The 17772-nt window shown below is 54.9% G+C and carries 20 protein-coding genes, 1 tRNA gene and 1 pseudogene; 16 read left to right on the top strand and 6 right to left on the bottom strand.

The features are described 5' to 3' along the window. Nucleotides 1-117 precede the first annotated feature (117 nt). The 4 genes from ACGHP5_RS14765 (at nt 118) to ACGHP5_RS14750 (ending at nt 4232) form a co-directional block, all read left to right on the top strand. Nucleotides 118-855, top strand: coding sequence for a cell division ATP-binding protein FtsE (locus ACGHP5_RS14765; RefSeq protein WP_295905645.1), 738 nt, complete (start codon nt 118-120; stop codon nt 853-855). 119 nt (nt 856-974) lie between these two features. Beyond that, complete coding sequence (gyrB, locus tag ACGHP5_RS14760; protein ID WP_015546062.1) at nt 975-2933, top strand: DNA topoisomerase (ATP-hydrolyzing) subunit B; 1959 nt, start codon at nt 975-977, stop codon at nt 2931-2933. A 225-nt stretch (nt 2934-3158) separates the two neighbouring features. Further along, nucleotides 3159-3782, top strand: a complete 624-nt coding sequence (udk, locus tag ACGHP5_RS14755; protein WP_149887291.1) for a uridine kinase — start codon at nt 3159-3161, stop codon at nt 3780-3782. A gap of 33 nt (nt 3783-3815) precedes the next feature. Then, a complete protein-coding gene (locus ACGHP5_RS14750; protein WP_149887292.1) occupies nt 3816-4232 on the top strand; it encodes a hypothetical protein in 417 nt (138 codons plus the stop codon). An 89-nt stretch (nt 4233-4321) separates the two neighbouring features. Here ACGHP5_RS14750 and mutS read toward each other — a convergent pair whose 3' ends face one another. The 3 genes from mutS to ACGHP5_RS14735 all read right to left on the bottom strand — a co-directional run bounded on the left by mutS (nt 4322) and on the right by ACGHP5_RS14735 (nt 9097). Then, on the bottom strand, nt 4322-6955 hold the full coding sequence (gene mutS / locus ACGHP5_RS14745) for a DNA mismatch repair protein MutS (RefSeq protein ID WP_390568453.1): 2634 nt from the start codon (nt 6953-6955) through the stop codon (nt 4322-4324). Between the two features lie 158 nt (nt 6956-7113). Next, nucleotides 7114-7689, bottom strand: coding sequence for a uracil-DNA glycosylase family protein (locus ACGHP5_RS14740; protein WP_390567446.1), 576 nt, complete (start codon nt 7687-7689; stop codon nt 7114-7116). Then, nucleotides 7682-9097: an AAA family ATPase gene (locus ACGHP5_RS14735; protein WP_337657701.1), complete on the bottom strand. Its 1416-nt coding sequence runs from the start codon at nt 9095-9097 to the stop codon at nt 7682-7684. Before ACGHP5_RS14735 ends, ACGHP5_RS14740 begins: the two co-directional genes overlap by 8 nt. 48 nt (nt 9098-9145) lie before the next feature. Between ACGHP5_RS14735 and ACGHP5_RS14730 the strand changes: the two genes are divergently transcribed. From ACGHP5_RS14730 to ACGHP5_RS14695, 8 genes are all read left to right on the top strand, one after another. Beyond that, complete coding sequence (locus ACGHP5_RS14730; protein ID WP_337756302.1) at nt 9146-9781, top strand: hypothetical protein; 636 nt, start codon at nt 9146-9148, stop codon at nt 9779-9781. Nucleotides 9782-9803: 22 nt separating this feature from the next. Beyond that, the gene (locus ACGHP5_RS14725) at nt 9804-10373 is read left to right on the top strand and encodes a DUF3822 family protein (RefSeq protein WP_337657700.1); all 570 of its coding nucleotides are present in this window, start codon (nt 9804-9806) and stop codon (nt 10371-10373) included. Continuing rightward, a complete protein-coding gene (locus ACGHP5_RS14720) occupies nt 10364-10900 on the top strand; it encodes an RsmD family RNA methyltransferase (RefSeq protein ID WP_337773115.1) in 537 nt (178 codons plus the stop codon). The genes ACGHP5_RS14725 and ACGHP5_RS14720 overlap by 10 nt, the downstream gene beginning before the upstream one ends. Nucleotides 10901-10955: 55 nt before the next feature. Next, nucleotides 10956-11029 (top strand) — tRNA-Asp (locus ACGHP5_RS14715). A 239-nt stretch (nt 11030-11268) separates the two neighbouring features. After that, nucleotides 11269-12294 (top strand): site-specific integrase, encoded by a 1026-nt coding sequence (locus ACGHP5_RS14710; RefSeq protein ID WP_390567443.1) that lies wholly within the window; start codon nt 11269-11271, stop codon nt 12292-12294. A 33-nt stretch (nt 12295-12327) separates the two neighbouring features. Further along, nucleotides 12328-12615 carry a helix-turn-helix domain-containing protein gene (locus ACGHP5_RS14705; RefSeq protein WP_337773112.1) on the top strand — a complete coding sequence of 96 codons (288 nt, stop codon included), beginning with the start codon at nt 12328-12330 and terminating at the stop codon, nt 12613-12615. Continuing rightward, nucleotides 12615-12908, top strand: coding sequence for a helix-turn-helix domain-containing protein (locus ACGHP5_RS14700; RefSeq protein WP_337773110.1), 294 nt, complete (start codon nt 12615-12617; stop codon nt 12906-12908). The genes ACGHP5_RS14705 and ACGHP5_RS14700 overlap by 1 nt, the downstream gene beginning before the upstream one ends. Before the next feature lie 131 nt (nt 12909-13039). Beyond that, complete coding sequence (locus ACGHP5_RS14695) at nt 13040-13507, top strand: AbiH family protein (RefSeq protein ID WP_337756312.1); 468 nt, start codon at nt 13040-13042, stop codon at nt 13505-13507. 7 nt (nt 13508-13514) lie between these two features. On the opposite strand, the gene ACGHP5_RS14690 is transcribed toward ACGHP5_RS14695, so the two are convergent. Next, complete coding sequence (locus ACGHP5_RS14690; RefSeq protein WP_390567440.1) at nt 13515-13964, bottom strand: hypothetical protein; 450 nt, start codon at nt 13962-13964, stop codon at nt 13515-13517. 211 nt (nt 13965-14175) lie between these two features. Here ACGHP5_RS14690 and ACGHP5_RS14685 point away from each other — a divergent pair, with 211 nt between their 5' ends. From ACGHP5_RS14685 to ACGHP5_RS14675, 3 genes are read left to right on the top strand one after another with little or no spacing between them, the layout of a single operon-like run. Beyond that, nucleotides 14176-14583 carry a hypothetical protein gene (locus ACGHP5_RS14685; protein WP_337658225.1) on the top strand — a complete coding sequence of 136 codons (408 nt, stop codon included), beginning with the start codon at nt 14176-14178 and terminating at the stop codon, nt 14581-14583. Beyond that, on the top strand, nt 14580-15896 hold the full coding sequence (locus ACGHP5_RS14680; RefSeq protein ID WP_390567439.1) for a DUF3440 domain-containing protein: 1317 nt from the start codon (nt 14580-14582) through the stop codon (nt 15894-15896). Before ACGHP5_RS14685 ends, ACGHP5_RS14680 begins: the two co-directional genes overlap by 4 nt. Further along, nucleotides 15841-16404 carry a ParB/RepB/Spo0J family partition protein gene (locus tag ACGHP5_RS14675; protein WP_290534075.1) on the top strand — a complete coding sequence of 188 codons (564 nt, stop codon included), beginning with the start codon at nt 15841-15843 and terminating at the stop codon, nt 16402-16404. The genes ACGHP5_RS14680 and ACGHP5_RS14675 overlap by 56 nt, the downstream gene beginning before the upstream one ends. Before the next feature lie 8 nt (nt 16405-16412). Here ACGHP5_RS14675 and ACGHP5_RS14670 read toward each other — a convergent pair. Continuing rightward, nucleotides 16413-16673 (bottom strand): annotated as a pseudogene (locus tag ACGHP5_RS14670) (choloylglycine hydrolase); the annotation flags it as partial. 9 nt (nt 16674-16682) lie between these two features. Here ACGHP5_RS14670 and ACGHP5_RS14665 point away from each other — a divergent pair. Next, nucleotides 16683-16931, top strand: a complete 249-nt coding sequence (locus ACGHP5_RS14665) for a DUF4138 domain-containing protein (RefSeq protein WP_390568451.1) — start codon at nt 16683-16685, stop codon at nt 16929-16931. Between the two features lie 78 nt (nt 16932-17009). Here ACGHP5_RS14665 and ACGHP5_RS14660 read toward each other — a convergent pair whose 3' ends face one another. Further along, nucleotides 17010-17435: a hypothetical protein gene (locus ACGHP5_RS14660; protein WP_390567437.1), complete on the bottom strand. Its 426-nt coding sequence runs from the start codon at nt 17433-17435 to the stop codon at nt 17010-17012. Nucleotides 17436-17772 lie beyond the last annotated feature (337 nt).

The following is a 17772-nucleotide window of genomic DNA, read 5'->3' as shown; positions in this document are numbered from 1 at the left end:
GTAACAACCCTTTTCGGAGTCAGAACGTTTTACTGAAATTGCCCGTGATTCAGTTTTGCACCCTCCCGGCTTTTTGCTATTTTTTGTTTATTTATTCGGAAAACAGAGCGAGACGCTATGAATGAAAAATATGTCGTAAATCTCCGCGACGTGGCTATCTACCACGCCGACGATCCCTTCGGCGGCTGCTCGGAGAAGAAACTCCTGCAACGGGGCGAAATGGTCCTCTCTGAGGTCAACCTCTCGGTGGCCCCGGGCGAATTCGTATACCTGATCGGCCGTGTCGGGAGCGGAAAAAGCAGTTTACTCAAAACTTTATATGCCGAGGTGCAACTCCTTACGGGAAAGGGATATGTCGCAGGCTTCGACCTGCGCCGCCTGCGCCGCAGGGACATCCCCTACCTGCGCCGCCGCATCGGCATCGTCTTCCAGGATTACCAGCTGCTCACCGACCGCAACGTCTTCATGAACCTCTACTACGTGATGAAGGCCACGGGCTGGAAGCGCGAGCAGGAGATCCGCGAACGCATCGACCGGGTGCTGGGACTGGTGGAACTGGGGGCCAAGAGCTACAAGATGCCCTTCGAACTTTCGGGCGGCGAGCAGCAGCGGCTGGTGATCGCCCGCGCGCTGCTGAACGACCCGCAGGTGCTGCTGGCCGACGAGCCGACGGGCAACCTCGACCCGGTGACGGCCGACGGCATCATGCAGTTGTTCCAGAAGATCGCCTCGCAGGGCTGCGCCGTGGTGATGTCGACGCACAACACCGCCCTGATCGAGAACTACCCCGCCCGCGCCGTGCTCTTCTCCAAGGGCCGGATCCGCGAGGTGGACCTCAAGGCCGAGCTGGCGTAAATTCCGCGCCGGGGCCGCAAAGCGAACGAACAGGCAAAAAAATCGTCTGTAAAGCCGTTTCCGGACGCTTGTTTTATCCGGAAATATTTCGTATATTTGTACGATATTTAAAGACTACGATGAGTACCGAATTAGAAAACGTAAAAAAACAAGAAGAAGAATATTCCGCGTCGAACATCCAGGTCCTCGAGGGCCTCGAAGCGGTGCGCAAGCGTCCCGCCATGTACATCGGCGACATCGGCGAGAAGGGTCTCCACCACCTGGTTTACGAGGTCGTGGACAACTCGATCGACGAGGCGCTGGCGGGCTACTGCACCGACATCGACGTGACGATCAACGAGGACAACTCCATCACCGTCAGGGACAACGGCCGAGGCATTCCGACCGACTACCACGAGAAGGAGGGCAAATCGGCGCTCGAAGTGGTGCTGACGGTGCTCCACGCCGGCGGTAAGTTCGACAAGGGCAGCTACAAGGTCTCGGGAGGTCTGCACGGCGTCGGCGTCTCGTGCGTCAACGCGCTTTCGACGCTGCTGATCGCCGAAATCCACAGCCGCGACGGCAAGATCTACCGCCAGACATACAGCAAGGGCGCCCCGACCTCGCAGGTCGAGGTGGTCGGCGAATGTACGGACCGCGGTACGATCATCACCTTCAAGCCCGACGGCTCGATCTTCACGCATACCACCGAATACAAATACGACATCCTGGCCAACCGCCTGCGCGAGCTGGCGTTCCTGAACAAGGGCATCAGCCTGAACCTCTACGACAAGCGTCCCGACGAGGAGGGCAAGACCCGCGAGGACCACTTCTACTCGGAGGAGGGACTCAAGGAGTTCGTCAAATACCTCGACGCCACGCGCGGCACGCCGATCGTCGAGCAGATCATCTACCTCGACACCGAGAAGAACGGCGTCCCGGTGGAGGTGGCCATGCAATACAACGATTCGTTCTCGGAGAACGTACACTCCTATGTAAATAACATCAACACCATCGAGGGCGGTACGCACCTGACGGGCTTCCGCCGTGCGCTGACCCGTACGCTCAAGAAGTACGCCGAGGATTCGGGCATGCTCGCCAAGCTGAAGTTCGACATCAACGGCGACGACTTCCGCGAAGGACTCACCGCTGTCGTATCGGTGAAGGTGCAGGAGCCGCAGTTCGAGGGACAGACCAAGACCAAACTGGGCAACGACGAGGTTGCGGCCGCCGTCGACCAAGCCTTGGCCTCGGCGCTGGGCGACTATCTGGAGGAGAACCCCAAGGACGCCAAGGCCATCGTGCAGAAGGTGATCCTCGCGGCTACGGCCCGCCACGCGGCGCGCCACGCCCGCGAACTGGTGCAGCGCAAAACCGTGCTGTCGGGCGCCGGGCTTCCCGGAAAACTCGCCGACTGTTCGAGCCGCGACCGTTCGATCGCCGAGATATTCTTCGTCGAGGGCGACTCAGCAGGCGGTACGGCCAAATCGGGCCGCGACCGGAATTTCCAGGCCATCATGCCGCTGCGCGGTAAGATCCTGAACATCGAGAAGGCCCAGGAGCACCGCATGTGGGAGAACGAGGAGATCAAGAACATGTTCACGGCCCTCGGCGTCACGATCGGAACCGAGGAGGACTCCAAGGCCCTGAACCTCGAAAAACTGCGCTACGACAAGATCATCATTATGACCGATGCCGACGTCGACGGAAGCCATATCGCCACGCTGATGCTGACGTTCTTCTTCCGCAAGATGAAGGAACTGATCGAAAACGGCCACGTCTATATCGCCACCCCGCCCCTCTACCTCGTGAAGAAGGGCAAGCAGGAGCGTTACTGCTGGACCGAGAAGGAGCGCGACGAGATCTCGGCCGAGTTCGGCAAGGGCGTGCACATCCAGCGTTACAAAGGTCTCGGCGAGATGAACGCCCACCAGCTGTGGGAGACGACGATGAACCCCGACACGCGCATCCTGCGCCAGGTGAACATCGAGAACGCCGCCGAAGCCGACCGCATCTTCTCGATGCTGATGGGCGACGAGGTTCCGCCCCGCCGCGAGTTCATCGAGCGAAATGCGCATTACGCGAATATCGACGCATAAACGACAGTCAAAAAAAAGGATTGCCCTCTTCAGGAGGGTGATCCTTTTTTTTAATAACCACCGCAAATCGCATTGTTGAGAATAATCCTGACGACGGATGCCATAAAGTCCTCTCCGAGGAGAGGATTTAGAGGAGGGTCGGATTTGCAAACGACGCCGGAGGCGGCGAATAAAGACGATCAGATGCGATGAAACGGTCTATAATATCAAAAACTTACTGATCTTATGAACGTAACGGTAATCGGAGTCGCCGGGGGAACCGGCTCGGGAAAATCGACGCTCGTCAAGCGTTTGCAGGAAGCGTTCGTCGGCGACGACGTGGTGACGCTCTGCCACGACTACTACTACAAGGCGCATCCCGAACTCACCTACGAGGAGCGTACGAAACTCAACTACGACCATCCGCAGGCCTTCGACACGGAGATGCTCGTGGAGCATATCAAGGCGCTGAAGAACAACGTGCCCATCGAACACCCGGTCTACTCGTTCGTCGACCACGACCGCACGTCGGAGAGCGTGAGCGTGAAACCTTCGAAGGTGATCATCGTCGACGGCATCCTGATCTTCGAGAACAAGGAGCTGCGCGACCTGATGGACATCAAGGTTTACGTCGACACCGACGCCGACATCCGGCTGGCGCGGCGTATCCTGCGCGACGTCTGCGAGCGCGGGCGCACGATGCAGTCGGTCATCACGCAGTACACCTCGACAGTGAAGCCGATGCACGAGGAGTTCGTCGAGCCGTCGAAGAAATACGCCGACGTGATCATTCCCGAAGGCGGCTTCAACTCGGTGGCCGTAGCGATGCTGATCCAGAACATCCGTTCGCTTATCGAGCGCAGTAAATAGGTAACTTAAGAGCATACTTAAAATGATGAAGCTATGAAAAAATTTATTGCTTTTCTAATTATCACGCTTTCATTTGATTCGTTTGCTTTTGCTCAAAGCACCAACGATGAAACTGAAAAAGCACCGCCAATGGAAGGTGTAGAGTTAATTCGTAAAGTTTTACATTTTGATATAGAAGGCGAAATATATACCGATGTAGAAGTTGCTATCAAATCCAATAGCCCAGATTACTTTTTCGTTAATAAGCATAGGGTTAAAGTAAAAGTAACAGACTCTAACGGTAAAATAGTATGGAATAAGACTATGAAAAATGTCTATCTATATGTTTTTTCTAATGGACAAATTCAGGTTGGAAGACCCAAATTCAGTCAACTTGTAATTTATTCAGGTAAACGTGCCAACAAATATGAGAAAGGCATAATAAGAGAAAAAGAAGGCGTGTATAATTAGAATAACACCCAATCAAATAATAACACGAGCCCCGGACTTCTCGAAAAGAGATCCGGGGCTCGTGTATATCCGCTTTAAGCATCGCTTTATCAGATGCCGGTTATCTTCTTGATTTCGTTGAGTTTGTTCAACGCCTCGATCGGGGTCAGCGAGTTGATGTCGAGGCCCTTGATCTGGTCGCGGATCTGCACCAGCACGGGATCGTCCAGCTGGAACATCGACAGCTGCATGTTCTGCGGCCCGGCGCTCTCGGCGGCCTCCTTCACGGCCTGCGCCGCGGATTTGCGGCCCCGCTCCTTGAGGCTGCGGCTCGGCACGATCTCGTTGTTGCCGTAGACCAGTTCGAGGTTGCGCAGAATCTCGTCCGCCCGCGAGACGATCGACACCGGCATGCCGGCCATGCGGGCCACGTGGATACCGAACGAATGCTCCGTGCCGCCGCGCTCGAGCTTGCGCAGGAAGACGATCTGGTTGCCCATCTCCTTGACCGAGACGTGGTAGTTCTTCACCCGGGAGCACATCTGCTCCATCTCGTTCAGCTCGTGGTAATGCGTGGCGAAAAGCGTCTTGGCGCGGGCCGAGGGGTGGTTGTGAAGGTATTCGACCATCGCCCAGGCGATCGAAATGCCGTCGTAGGTCGACGTGCCGCGGCCGATTTCGTCGAGCAGCACGATGCTGCGGTCCGAAATGTTATTGAGGATGCTGGCCGATTCGAGCATCTCGACCATGAAGGTCGACTCGCCCTGCGAAATGTTGTCCGAAGCCCCGACGCGCGTGAAAATCTTGTCCACATAGCCGATATGGGCCGACTTCGCGGGTACGTACGAACCCATCTGGGCCATCAGGATGATCAGCGCGGTCTGGCGCAGCAGCGCCGACTTACCCGACATGTTGGGTCCGGTGATCATCATAATCTGCTGCTGCTTGTCGTCGAGCATCACGTCGTTGGGGATGTACTCCTCCCCCACGGGCATCAGCGTCTCGATCACCGGATGGCGGCCCTGACGGATGTCGATGCGCTTGCCGTCGTCCAGCACGGGACGCACGTAGCGGCGTTCGCAGGCGATGCGTGCGAAGGACTGGAGGCAGTCGATGCGCGCCACCGCGGCGGCATCGCGCAGCATCGGCGCCAGCGAACCGCAGATATAGGCCATGATCCCGGCGTAGATGCGCTGCTCCAGGATGAGCATCTTCTCCTCGGCGCCGAGAATCTTCTCCTCGTACTCTTTCAGTTCGCCCGTAATGTAACGCTCGGCGTTGGCGAGGGTCTGCTTGCGGATCCACGTCTCGGGGACCTTGTCCTTGTGGGCGTTGCGGACCTCGATATAGTAGCCGAAAACGTTGTTGTAGCTGATCTTGAGCGACGGGATGCCCGTGGCCTCGCTCTCGCGCTGCTGGATGCGCGCGAGATAGTCCTTGCCGTGGAGTGCGATGCGGCGCAGGTCGTCCAGTTCGGGATCGACGCCGTCGGCGATCACGCCGCCCTTCTGTATCTGGTTGTTCTGCGGGTCGGGGTAAATTTCGCGGGCGATACGCTCGCGAACCTCCGCCAGAGGGTCGATCTGCTCTGCCAGCGCATGCAGACGGTCGTCGTCGGTGGACTCCAGCGCAGCCTTGAGCGTCTCGATGGCTCCGAGCGAGTTCTTGAGCTGCACCAGTTCGCGGGGCGTGACCCTCTGGGCGGCGATACGCCCCGCGATACGCTCCAGATCGCCCACCAGCGACACCTGCTCGCGGATGACATCCGCCAGATCGGCGTCTTTGATCAGCCGTTCCACCACATCGAGGCGCTCGTTGATCTTCGCGGGGTCCTTGATCGGCATGGCGATCCAGCGTTTCAGCAGGCGGCCGCCCATCGGCGTCAGCGTGCGGTCGATCACGTCGGCGAAACTGCACTTCTCGCGCGCGCCGTTCGACGAAAAAAGCTCCAGGTTGCGGATCGTGAACTTGTCGACCCACACGTAGTCGTCCTGGTCGATACGCGCGATGGAGGCGATATGGCCCGTTTCGCGGTGCTCGGTGAATTCGAGGTAGTAGAGAATGGCCCCGGCGGCCGAAATGCCGCTGGTGAAGTGGTCCACGCCGAAACCCTTGAGGGACTTGGTCCCGAACTGCTTGCAGAGTTTCTCGCGGTTGACGTCCTCCGAAAAGACCCACTCGTCGAGGCGGTAGGTGTAGAGTTTCGACCCGAACGAGCCGGAAAAACGGTCCTCGTAGCCGCGCTGGTAAACGACCTCCTTGGGCTGGAGGTTCGAAATCAGCTTGTCGACGTAGCCGTCCGTCCCCTCGGCCACGTAGAACTCGCCCGTGGAGATGTCCAGAAAAGCCACGCCCGTCGTCTGCCGGCCGAAGTAGACCGACGCGATGAAGTTGTTCTCCTTGTTGGCCAGGATGTTGTCGCCCAGCACGATGCCCGGGGTCACCAATTCGATCACGCCGCGCTTGACGAGTCCCTTCACCAGTTTTGGGTCCTCCAGCTGCTCGCAGATGGCCACGCGCTCACCCGCCCGCACCAGCTTCGGAAGGTAGGTGTCGACAGCATGGTAGGGAAATCCCGCCAGTTCGACGTACGTCGCCGATCCGTTGGCGCGGCGCGTGAGCGTGATGCCCAGAATGCCGCTGGCCTTGATCGCATCGTCGCCGAAGGTCTCGTAGAAGTCGCCCACGCGAAACAGCAGAATGGCGTCGGGATGTACTGCCTTGATGGAGTAATACTGCTTCATCAGGGGCGTCTCGACATATTTTTTGTCGATTTTCTTTTCGGAAGTCAAAATAGAATATTGTATAATTTATACAACAAAGATAGGCCTTTTTTGGATGCCGTGCAAAGCCGGCAACCAATTTTTTTTCGCCCGTCCGGCAGGTTCTTTCCGCCGGAGCGTCAGAGAATCCCGTTCTCGGAGAACATTTTGCGGTAAAACTCCGCCTTCCACTCCACGGGACGCGGAAAGGCCCGCGACGAGGAGGGCATGCGCCACAGCGTCAGGTCGCGCCCCGCAAAGGGCATCGGCACGCACTCCCCCACGGCGGGTTCGCCGCAGCCCGTGATGGCGCGCAGCGTGTCGGTGGCTTTCTGTCCCGTCGTGACGACGGCCCGGCAGGCGGGAATGCGGGCCAGCAGGGCTTCGAGGTCGACCTCGCGCACCACTTGAAGTGCCGCGTCCGACGCATTGTCTTTCAGTCGGATGACCTCCACGGCCGTATCGTAGAGCGCAATCCCCCGCTCGCGGCAGAAAGCCTCGATGCGCTCCCGGTCGAACCGCCGTCCGCCCGGTTCCAGGAAGTGCATTTTGTCACCCGCCGCGAGGTAACCCACGATCCGCCACATGTCGTTTTGCAGATTGGGATAGAAGAACTCCATCGACCAGCGGATGCGCTTGGGCGGAAAGCTGCCCAGCATCAGCAGGCGGGCGTTTTCGGGCAGGAAGGGTTCGAGGGGATGCCGTTCGCTATTCATAGAATTTTTCGTCGAAATTTACAAGGTATAATTTATCGGTGGCGCGCGTCAGGGCCGTGTAGAGCCAGCGGAGCATGTCGCGCGACATCGGCTCGTCGCCGAACAGGCAGCGGTCGACGAAGACCGCCCGCCACTGGCCGCCCTGCGCCTTGTGGCACGTGACGGCGTAGGAAAACTTCACCTGAACGGCGTTGAAATGCGGATTTTCACGGATTTCCTTAAAACGTTTCAGTTTGCTCTTGATGTCCGTGTAGTCCTTCTCCACCTCGTAGAAGAGGCGCGTCGACTCCTCGCGCGTGAGCGAGGGCGACTCCGAGGCGATCGTGTCCAACAGAATCTTGCACTCGATCTCCGCATCGTTATAGTCGGGGAATTCGAGCACGGCGTCGGCGAAGCGGAAACCGTAGAAATCCTCGAACCGCCGCAGGCGTTTCAGCCGCGCGATGTCGCCGTTGGCGATGAAGTTCATCGGGCAGTCCTCGGTGTGCTCGGGAAAGTAGTAGTTGTTCTTGACGACCATCAGCATGTCGCCGCTCTCGATCTCCTCCTCGGCATAGAGCACGTTGCGGCGGATGCCCTCGTTGTAGCGGTTGGCCCGCTTGTTCGAGCGCGTGATGACGATCGTCTCGTCGCGGCCGTACCGGGCATAGCAGTCCTGGAGCTTTTCGAGGAACTCCCCGCCCTCGACCGCCTCGATGTCGGGGAAATCCATCTCGAAACGGGGAATCTCATAAAGCCCGTTTTCGAGCATGCAACGCACCAGCGTGGCGTTGAAGAGGATGCCCGACTGCGCCTCCTGCCGCACCACCTCGTCCATCGTGCCGTAGACGATGTCACCGTAAGCGTCCATCGACGCCGGGTCGAGCGCCGGGCTGAAATCGGCCCCGACGGGCGGCAGCTGCGCGCTGTCGCCGACCAGCACCAGGCGGCATCCGCGGCCGCTGCGGACGTACTCCACGAGGTCCGAAAGCAGCGATCCGCTGCCGAAAACGGCTCCGCCCTGCGAGTTGTCCGAAAGCATCGAGGCCTCGTCGACGATGAACACCGCTCCGCGCTCGGGGTTGATGTTGAGCGAGAATTTCGATTCGTAATCGGCGTTCGTGCGCTGACGGTAAATGCGTTTGTGGATGGTAAGTGCCTTTTCCTGAGCGTATTGGGCCAGCACTTTAGCGGCACGCCCCGTGGGGGCCAGCAGCACGGGTTTGATTCCCAGGTCTTTAAGCGCACCGACAAGCCCGGCGATAAGCGTCGTTTTTCCGGTTCCGGCATAGCCGTTCAGCACGAAAATCCTCGAAAAATCGTCGTCTGCGAGATATTCGGACAACTTTTCTATAATTTTTTTTTGTCCGGGAGTTGTTTCGAAACAAATTTTAGCGTAAATTTGGGTCGCGATACGTGTGCTGAACATGCGTCGGTTTTTAATTGATGCAAAATTAATAACAAATATTTATTTAAAATGAAAAAACTCTTTCAAATCATTCTTGCCGTAGCAATCGTGGGTTTGATCTACGTCATCTACGTCCAGATCTCCACCCCGATCCGGTTCGACAAAGAAACGAAGGCGAAGAAAGCCCAGGTTATCGACCGCATCAAGGATATCCGTACGGCCCAGCGCGCCTTCAAATCCAAGTACCAGCATTTCACGGCCAGCTTCGACTCGCTGACGGCATTCGTGCTGACCGACACGCTCGAACTGGAGCGCAAGATTGTCGACGAAGACGACTCGGCGGCCATGGCCATGCTGAAGAAGTCGGGCAAAAAGAATATTGAAAAGTTCAAGATCGCTGTGATCGACACCATTTTCGCCCCCAAAAAGGTGACGCGTCAGGATGTCGAGAATTTCCGCTACATTCCCGGAACCGGCAACAAGGCCCAGTTCATCATGGAGGCCGGCATCATCACCACCGAGTCGAAGGTCGTGATTCCCGTCGTGGAGTGCCGCGCACCCTACAAGATGTTCCTCGACACGGTGGCTTACCGCCAGGAGGTGATCAACCTGATCGACGACGAGCAGAACAACTTCAACCGCTATCCCGGCGTCAAGTTCGGATCAATGGATTCCGGTAACAATGAGGCAGGCAACTGGGAGTAACACGCCGCAGTCAGGCAATAAGGTGTCCATTCAGCTCTCGTTGGATGGACACTCTTTTTCGGTCCCTGCGCTCTCGGAACTGCCCGCCGGAGGGGCTTCGGTGAAGGTCGAACTGCTGCTGCCCCGCACGATGCTCGTGCCGGGCGAACTCTTCGATGCGGAGCGGGGCGCGGAGATGCTCGCGGCGAACGGCATGCCGCCGACGGCGGAGGAGTGCGTCGTCGCCAGCGACCCGGAAGCGGAGACGGTGGCCGTGACGGCTATCGACCGCGAGGCGCTGCGGCAGGTGGAGGAGAAACTGGGCGACAGGGCGCGGTTCACCACCCCGCTGCTGCATACCCCTGCGAATGCCGCCAAAACCGTATGGATGAGCCGCAGGGCGGGACTTCTATATATTAAGGTATACGACAACGGCGAATTGCAGCTTGCCGAAGTGATTCCCGCGGCGACGGACACCGATGTCGCCTACTTTTTCGATCGGCTCGACGGCTGTTTCCCGCTCAAGGAATACGAACTCCGCATTGCGGGCGACAATCCGAAAGCGGCGCGCAAACTGCTCGGCAAACGATTCAGACAGACGACATGCGAATAGTCAGCGGAAAATACCGGGGCCGGGCGATCAACCCGCCCAAAAACCTGCGGGCGCGGCCCACGACCGACTTCGCCAAGGAGAACCTCTTCAACGTGCTGGGCAACCTGCTCGATTTCGAAGAGTGCGACGTGCTCGACCTCTTTGCCGGCACGGGGTCGATCAGCTACGAGTTCGCATCGCGCGGCGCACGGAGCGTCACGGCGGTCGAGATCAACGCCGTGCATTACAGTTTCATCCGCCAGACGGCCGCACAGCTGGGGATCGGAAACTTCTATCCCGTCAAGGCCAACGTATTCCTCTACCTGAAAAGCTGTGCCAAGCAGTTCGACGTGATCTTCTCCGACGCCCCCTACGACCTGGAAGGCAGCGGGCAGGTCGTGAAGCTGGTCCTGGAACGCGATCTGCTCCGTCCGGGCGGCATCCTGATCTTCGAACATTCGAAAAAAATGGATTTTTCGGATTTCAATGAGTTCTGGCAATTAAGGAGTTACGGAAGCGTGCAATTTTCTTTCTTCAAAAAGCCCTGAAACCATTTGCCGATTAAAAAAATTACACTATCTTTGCACTCGCAATAACCGGAATGGTGCGTTAGTTCAGCTGGTTAGAATACGTGCCTGTCACGCACGGGGTCAGGGGTTCGAGTCCCCTACGCACCGCAGAGTTCGATGGAACAAAACAGCAAAGCCTTATAAACGAATCGTTTATAAGGCTTTCTTGTTTTCATACATACGCAAGAAAGAGTTGTTTAAAGCAGATTGGCCGTGGCCTATTCGGTGTACTTTTCAGGCACCGGAAAAAGCACACCGAATAGAGCGTTAGTTCATTGATTTGCAACGTATTTCATCTTGACAGAAGATGTTTATAAAACTAACTTTGCAACGGTGAAAACAGCGCTATGGAAAGAACAACATTCGGTATGACGTTCTATATTCGTAGAACGAAATTAGACAAAACCGGTAAGGCTCCGGTCTTCATGCGAATTACGGTAAACGGACAACGGGCGGATGCGAGTATAAAATACCACATTCCACTACGACTTTGGTGTACTGCAAAAGGACGGGCCGTAGAGAACAGCAAGGAAGGCAAGGAACTCAATCGCCTATTGGATGCAATTTCTTTTAATATCACACAGGTCAGAAGACAATTGGAGTCCGAAGGACAGGAGATATCAGCATCGGCCGTCCTACTCCGCTATCTGGGTAAGGATGCTCCTCGGCGGCATTCATTAATAGAGGTATTTAAAGAGCATAATGAAAAATGCCGGGCATTGTCCGGAATTGATTTTTCGCCCACAACCGTCCAACGATACGACAGTCTTTTGCGTATTACACAAGAATTTTTAAACCGACAGTACGGGAAAACGGATTTTTATCTGGATGAGTTACCCGAACGGTTGGTAGAGGATTACGAATTCTACATGAAGATTCAGCGAAAATGCGCTCATAATACAGTGATGAAGAATCTCAAAAACTTCAAAAAAATCATACGCATAGCCATGACGAACGGATGGTTGAAAAAAGATCCGTTCAGGGAAAAGCATATCCATATGGAAAAGGTCGAACGGGCTTTCTTGGAAAAACACGAATTCCTGCAGGTGTTGAATAAACAGATCGACATTCCACGGATTGGTCAGATTCGGGATATCTTCTGTTTCTGCTGCCTGACAGGATTAGCCTTTGCGGATGTACAACAATTGAAGCCGGAACATATTGTCAAGGATATCAACGGAATGGAATGGATTCGAAAGGCGCGGCAGAAAACCAAAAACATGTGTAACATCCCCTTGCTGGAAGAAACTCGAAAGATTCTGAACCGCTACAAAGCACATCCCTATTGTCAGGCGCACAGCGTGCTTCTCCCCGTGTGCAGCAATCAGAAGATGAATATGTATCTGAAGGAACTGGCGGACATATGCCGATAAGTCGGGGAATTGTTGAACCTCAAAACAAAAAAGATGGAATGCAAACTGATTGAAACTGCAGCCTTTGACGAATTGAAATCAATCGTCAATCGGCTGCATACCCAAGCAACCCGCCTGGCCGTTCATACCACACCCGGCACCCCGAATGGGTGGCTGACACAGGAAGAGCTATGTCGTATTTTGCATGTCACAAAACGAGCGTTGCAATACCTTCGGCAACAGCGTAAAATTCCCTATACAAGGCTCGGAAATAAGATCTTTTTTCGAGAAGCGGATATAAAACGAATGCTCAAGTTAAACCTGATCAAACCCAAGCAATGATGAATGATTGGATTACCCGAAGCAGTCCGGAATACATGGAACTGCGAGAGAAAGCAATGGAAGCGCTCGAAAGAATCGATCATATGATGGATACCCTACCCTCCTGTCTCTGTACGGAAACCTATTTAACAGCAAATGAAGTCTGCACCATGCTTAGATTGAGCAAGCGTTCGCTTCAGAATTATAGAGATGAGCGAATGATCCCCTATACGACAATCGGAGGAAAGATTCTTTATCCGCTGTCTGAAATAGTGAACATATTAAAAAAGAATCAGATCGAAACAATCCAGTAAACAAGGAGCAGCGAAATTCCCGCTGCTCCTTGTCATTTATTTACTGTCAAAATATTGTAGTTAAATAGTTTTCAACGTATTTATCGGCAGAATAGGAGTGTCGCCTACTGTGGCTATCTTGCTGGCTGGGGATGAACAGAATCATATTGATCGGAAACGGCTTCGATTTGGCACATGGGCTGCCGACGAGTTATACGGATTTTATTCGGGGATACTATACTATTCAGAAACTAAAATTGCTGGAAGGTGAGAGTGAACTGAATGACGGTCTATGTTCTGTGAAAATCTCCAATCCTGAGGATCGAAAACTTATGGAGAAGTTTCGGTGGATGCTGAGTAATAATATGCTCCGATATGTAAACAATGTGGGAGAGATAACTCTGACGGAGCAATATAACCGGGGCTGCCCGAATAATTCGGACAGCCCTCTCTTCATTAACGAGTCGCGTCACCTCACCCCGATGGGTGATTTCTCTCCCAAACACAGATGCGTCAATAATTTCTCGCCATCTATCCGACAAGCCGGTTGCTCTTTAAGTATACGGTTGAAAGTCTTGTCGAATGCACCCCGGAGTATTGAGCTATCCTCTGTTTTTTAGAAGATCGTTATCGTCGAATCAGGAAACGTATCAGTTTTATCAGGTTCCACAGGATCGTGAAAGGGGCTGTGAAAAAACCGATAATCACGGAAAGGAGCAATTTGAGCACATAATAAATCGCCCAAGTCGTCAACTCACCCTGTACCAGACGCCATCCAACGACTGAATTCAAAAACTGCCAGCCGGAAACTATGGCCATCAACATATAACCGCTGGCTAATCTCCCGTCTGGAAATCCATCTCCTTCCATGAAATTCCACTTGTATCCCCCAATAAATAATCCGACATAGACAAGCAAATGAAAGATGGTTGAACCGATAGCTTGGCTTTTTAATGTTTCACGGCATGCGGCACATAGAGGTTTTTGCTGGTTGTGTACGCATTGCACACACAGTCCTTTTCCGCATTCCGTACATTGGGCGACTGCTGCTTGGGTAGGGTGATTTGCACAATTCATAAATCAGGACGAATAGTTCCAGTACAAAAATAATCTTTTCAACAGAAAAAATACACTGTTGCAAAAGAAAAACAGTACGATATTGCCCATTGCCCCGATCTGAAAATTTGAGAAAACGGCCGATATTTTTTACATTTGTAAGGATTGAATGCATTTTTAATGCATTTGGTTTCAGATATATAACATTCGGTCGTTTTATAACCTTTCGGATATGACAATCGAGAAATTGGACGGCACTTCGCCCCGCCTTTATACACTCGTCGCTCCGCTGGTCATGCGGCGCAGCGTGCTGCGCCAGAACAACAACTACCCGTTCTGGACCTCGCGTGCGCATACGTGGTTCGTCGCGTGGGAAGGCCAGACCGTCTTTGGGTTCATGCCCGTGGAGATCACCGACGGCGGAGTGGCCAAGATCAACAACTACTACGTTTCGGGCGACGACCCGCAGCTGCTGTCGCGCTTCCTGCGCGAAATCATCCAATATTACCACCGCGACTATACGATACGTTCCGTGACGCTGCTCCGCCACGCCGAGGTGTTCCGCACCGAGGGCTTCGTCCCCACGAAGGAGTGGACGCAGTATGTGACGATGCAGTACGGGAAAAAACGGCAGCCATGAACGTCTACGAGCGGACACAGCAGCGGTTGAAAACGGTCTTCGACCTTTTCGACAACATCTACGTCTCCTTTTCCGGCGGCAAGGACAGCGGCGTGCTGCTCAACCTCTGCATCGACTACATCCGGCGTCACGGACTGCGCCGACGGATCGGCGTATTCCACATGGATTACGAAATCCAGTACCGCGACACGCTCGATTATGTAGACCGGACGCTGGCCGCGAACGCCGATATTCTCGATGTCTACCGGGTCTGCGTGCCGTTCAAGGTCCAGACCTGCACCTCGATGTTCCGGCAGTACTGGCGGCCGTGGGAGGAGTCGAAGCGGGAGATTTGGGTGCGGGAGATGCCCGAAGGATCTCTCACGCGGCGCGACTTCCCGTTCTTCACCGACGAAATGTGGGACTACGAATTCCAGAACCGCTTCGCCGAATGGCTCCACGCACGCAGCGGCGCGGCGCGCACATGCTGTCTGATCGGCATCCGCACGCAGGAGAGCTTCAACCGCTGGCGCACGATATACAGCGACCGCAACCACCACCGGTTCGGCGGAAAACGGTGGATACGGCAATGGGCCGGCGGCGGCATCTGCAACGCCTATCCGCTCTACGACTGGCTGACGACCGACATCTGGACGGCGAACGGACGTTTCGGCTGGCCCTACAACCGGCTGTACGACCTTTTCTACCGGGCCGGCGTGCCGCTCGACAGTCAGCGCGTGGCCAGTCCGTTCATCTCGCCGGCCATCGCCAGCCTGCACCTCTACAAAGCCATAGATCCGGACACATGGGGACGCATGGTCGGCCGAGTCGACGGAGCCAATTTCGCGGCGCTGTACGGCAGGACGGCGGCCGTCGGCTGGCAGTCGGTGCGTCTGCCGAAGGGAATGACGTGGGAGCGTTACATGCATTTCCTGCTCTCGACGCTCCCGGAGCCGACGCGGCGCAACTATCTGGAAAAACTCTCCGTAAGCATCCGTTTCTGGCGCGAAAAGGGCGGATGTCTCTCCGAGGAGACCATCGCCAGACTGCAAAAGGCCGGCATCCGCATCGAAGTCGGCGACAGGAGCGCCTACCGCACCGACAAGCGTCCGGTGCGCATGGAGTATCTCGACGACACGGACCTGCCGGAATTCAGCCAGCTGCCCACGTTCAAGCGTATCTGCATCTGCATCCTGAAAAACGACCACGCCTGCAAATACATGGGGTTTTCGCCCAACAAAAGCGAAACGCAGCGCCGCAGGAAAATCATGGAAAAATATGAATCGCTATTACGAACATCCGACCGAGAAAAACTTCCGGAGCCCTGTCTATAACGTCCGCGCTGTACCGGTGGAGAAGATCGTGGCGAACAGCTACAACCCCAACGTCGTGGCACCGCCCGAGATGAAGCTGCTGGAACTGTCTATCTGGGAGGACGGCTATACGATGCCGTGCGTCTGCTATTACGACGCCGAAAGGGACCGCTACGAACTGGTGGACGGCTACCACCGCTATCTGGTGCTCAAAACCTCGAAGCGCATCTACGAACGCGAACGGGGGCTGCTGCCCGTCACCGTGATCGAGAAGGACCTTTCGAACCGCATGGCCTCGACCATCCGCCACAACCGGGCGCGGGGCACGCACAACGTCGAGCTGATGAGCGAGATCGTCGCCGAACTGACCCGCGCGCGGATGTCCGACCAGTGGATCATGCGCCATATCGGCATGGACCGCGACGAACTGCTTCGTCTGAAACAGATCACGGGCCTCGCCGAACTCTTCGCCGACAAGGAGTTCAGCATCGGAGATGCCGACGAGGAGGTGTCCGAAACCGTGCCGTAACCACCCGCTTACTCCGGAATCGCGATCCGCTCCACGAGCTGTTCCCGTTTCGGATCCAGCGGATGGGACTGATAGGCCGTTTTCCCGAAGTCGATCCGTGCGAGATCGATACAGCGTATCGTATTGTTGTAAGCCGTTTTGAAGTAGGCCCGGCGGTTGGTCAGGTCGATGGCCGAGGTCCACTGCGTAGCGCTCGGAATGTCCGGACACTCACCCTCGGGATGCTCGATGCCGATGGGAATGTCGAAATTATTGAGCAGATGGCAGCATGACAATTCATCGTAGCGGATCGCAAACTCTCGAAACGCACAGCGCAGCAGCAGACGCCGCTCGAAATCCTGCGCATCTGCAACGATCCGGCAGTCGTGAGGGGGGGGTATCAGCGTCAGCGGACGGTATTCACGCTTCCTATACTCACGATCTCCGATGACAAGGTACTTTTAGTGGAAATCATCGAGAAAAACGGAGCCCGGCATCAGACTATCGAAATTCCGAGCCGAGAGATTTTGAATACCAAGGTGTTATAATATAAAATTGACTGATCCATGAAAACACCGGTGCTGTCCGAAATTCGAACAGCACCCTCCTTTCATAAACGCGCTGCGTCACCCCACCAGGACGGGTGATTTCTCTCCCAAACAGATTATCAGATGCTTCAATAACTTTTCAGAATCTATCCGGCTAGCCGGTTCCTCTTTGAATATACGTTTGAAAGCCTTGTCGAACGCATCCCAAAGTATCAGGCTGAACCGGTCGGCTTCGACCGGTCCCATGTATTTGACCTCCATGGTCGGAAGCCACATCGAAAATTCGACGTTGACCGACTGCCGGAACAGTTCCAGCAATTCGTCGGGTTCGTGGCGGTAGTCGAGAAACGTGTTTTCACAAATCCCGAACTTGGGCCGAATGATTGAGTGATAGATTTTCGCATGGGTTCTGCGATGGTCGTGCTTCTCGAAAAACCAGCGGTCGATCTTTTTGACGCTTACCACACGATAAGGGCGATAGGGATTCTCGTTATCCTTTTTCATAACTGTAAAGTTTTAAGACGGATGACATTATCCTTATCTTAAATTTACATAATTCACATATTCGAGATTTTCCGTATTGTCCCGAAGTTTGGAACTTAAGGCCGGCCCCCTCCGCCCCTAAAAATCAGAACTCGATAAAGTCGTACAGACATCCACGAGTTGCTTTTTTATTAGCAACTCGGAGTATCTGCTAAAATAAAATATTGGAATGGTTCCACATATTCTTGCAAGGTCTCTGCCTTTCATCCATCTTTGCCGCACAAACTATAAAACAGCCCAAACGAATGACGGTGAAACATTGCAATTTCAAAGTCGGGGAGGTATATCTTTTCCATAC

Origin of the sequence: Alistipes sp. i18-0019-D1 (assembly GCF_042852885.1) — a bacterium.
GTDB lineage: Bacteria > Bacteroidota > Bacteroidia > Bacteroidales > Rikenellaceae > Alistipes.
Note: the sequence above shows the minus strand (reverse complement) of the source record. Positions and strands in the feature narration are given on the sequence as shown.